Source organism: Neobacillus drentensis (assembly GCF_036966985.1).
Taxonomy (GTDB): Bacteria; Bacillota; Bacilli; order Bacillales; family Cytobacillaceae; genus Neobacillus; species Neobacillus drentensis_E.
The window spans coordinates 3045-5292 of record NZ_JBALSN010000283.1; the positions used below are offsets into that span (position 1 = coordinate 3045).

2 protein-coding genes and 1 pseudogene are annotated in these 2248 nt (G+C 38.4%); all 3 read right to left on the bottom strand.

Annotated features, from left to right (window positions below; genetic code table 11):
• On the bottom strand, positions 1-775 hold a 775-nt coding region (locus tag V7659_RS18805; RefSeq protein WP_335541347.1), incomplete at its 3' end, for an acyl-CoA dehydrogenase family protein.
• A gap of 74 nt (positions 776-849) precedes the next feature.
• Positions 850-1563, bottom strand: coding sequence for an ABC transporter ATP-binding protein (locus V7659_RS18810; protein WP_306573013.1), 714 nt, complete (start codon positions 1561-1563; stop codon positions 850-852).
• A pseudogene (locus tag V7659_RS18815) lies at positions 1547-2248 on the bottom strand (ABC transporter ATP-binding protein); the annotation flags it as partial. The pseudogene V7659_RS18815 and the gene V7659_RS18810, both read right to left, overlap by 17 nt.

The following is a 2248-nucleotide window of genomic DNA, read 5'->3' on the forward strand; positions in this document are numbered from 1 at the left end:
CTGCAGCACCGACAGCCCTTGCACCCACGATCCATCTTGCAAAACCAATCCATTCTAATCCAAGGTTATAGCCTTTGTGAAGTTCACCGAGGATATTTTCCTCCGGAACACGAACATTATCAAAAACCAAACCAGCTGGACCCCATTCACCCATAGTATGTATATACTCAGATTTCCAGCCCATTTCACGGTCAACAATAAAGCAGGTTACGCCTTCACGTCCACGAGTCTCCTGATGCTTTTGTTTATCAGTAATGGCAATTGCCATTACGAAATCTGCTTCATTTCCGCCTGTAATAAAAGTCTTTTCACCATTAAGGACCCATTCACTACCATCTTTAACGGCCGTCATTTTGATATTCTGTGTATCTGAGCCTGCGCCAGGTTCGGTCATCGCAAAGCAGGACTTCTTATCACCATTGATAGTTGGAATGAGATATTTCTTCTTTTGTTCTTCATTCGCATAGTAAAGGATATTATCAGCAGAACCGCCGAAAGAAAAAGGAACGAATGTTTTGGAAACTTCCATTAATACAATTGCCATCATCATCTGACCTAAATCGGCACCGCCATATTGCTCTGGAGTATTAATTCCCCAGAACCCAGCTTCTTTAGCCTTTAATTGCAGCTCTTTCAATTTCCCTGGCGGTAGACTTGGTTTGCCTTCGCGTTCATTTCTAAGAACATCGTTTTCTAGTGGTATTAATTCTTTTTCTACAAATCTTCTAATTGTTTTTTGCACCATTTTCTGTTCGTCTGTCAGACGCAAATGCATAGTAATCACTCCATCCTTATTCTTGGAATCTAGTTTTTTACCCTTAAAATAATATGCAATGACACATTAGATTATTAGAGTCCCAAATATGCAGCTTTAATTTCCTCATTCTTTAATAAAGAACTAGCCTTGTCTTCAAGGACTATTCTTCCCATCTCTAAAACATAGCCTCTATCTGCCATTTTTAAGGCCAAGTTCGCATTTTGTTCTACTAGCAATATACTATGGCCTTTCTCATGCAAGGTCCGAATAATACTGACTACATTTTGTACTAACACAGGACTTAAACCTAATGAGGGCTCATCAAACATCAAGAGCTTAGGCTCTGACATGATTCCTCTCCCAATGGCTACCATTTGCTGCTGTCCACCGCTTAAACTGCTGGCAAGTTCATTCCTTTTCATGTACACATCTGGAAAATATTCATAGACCTTTTCCAGTAACTCTCGCAAACTTGCACCTTTTTTCGATTTCTTGTATCCCATTTCAAGATTTTCTTTTACTGTCATATCAGGGAACAATTGTCGTCCTTCTGGGACAAGCGTAATCCCAAGATTGTTGGTCTTATAATATGGAGAATTTGAAATATTTTCTCCATAATAATTTATTTCACCCGATTCTATTGGTTCAATCCCTGCAATTGCCTTAAGTGTTGTACTCTTGCCCGCTCCATTTGCACCAATTAAGGCAATCATTTCTCCTTCATTAATATGGAGAGATATTCCTTTAACCGCTTTAATAGGACCATATGAAACATGAACGTCCTTTAACTTAAGCAAATTCCACACTTCCTTCCTCTTTTGTGTGGTGATCCTCATCAGGAGTACCAAGATAAACCTCGATTACCTTAGAATTATTACTAATCTCCTTTGGAGTGCCTTCCGCTAATTTTGCACCCTGATCTAGAACAACAATATAATCACAAAGATTCATTACAACCTTCATATCATGTTCCACAATTAAAACTGTAAGGCCTTTTGTTTTTAGTTTTTTAATAATTTGAACTAGTTTAGCGGACTCCGTTTCATTCATGCCTGCTGCTGGCTCATCCAATAGTAATAATTTTGGATTAGCAGCTAGGGCAATCGCAATTTCTAGCTTTCTTTGTTCACCATACGGAAGACTTTTCGCTTGTTTTTCTTGCTTATCTTCTAATTCCATTAGCTTTAATATTTCAATTGCTCTTTGTTTACTCTTATTTTCCTCTTCGATGTACTTTTTCCGATTAGTAAAGGCGTATTTTAATAATCCCTTCACTTCCAAATGCTGCCCCGTCAGAATGTTATCTAACACAGAAAGTTCTGAAAACACGCTTGTATGCTGAAAAGTTCGAACCATTCCTAATGATGCAGTCTGATGGGCATTCAATTTAGTTATATTGGTACCGTTGAAAATTACTTCTCCCTCTGATGGTGGTAAAAAGCCACTTATCAGATTAAAACAAGTCGTTTTTCCAGCACCATTGGGACCAAT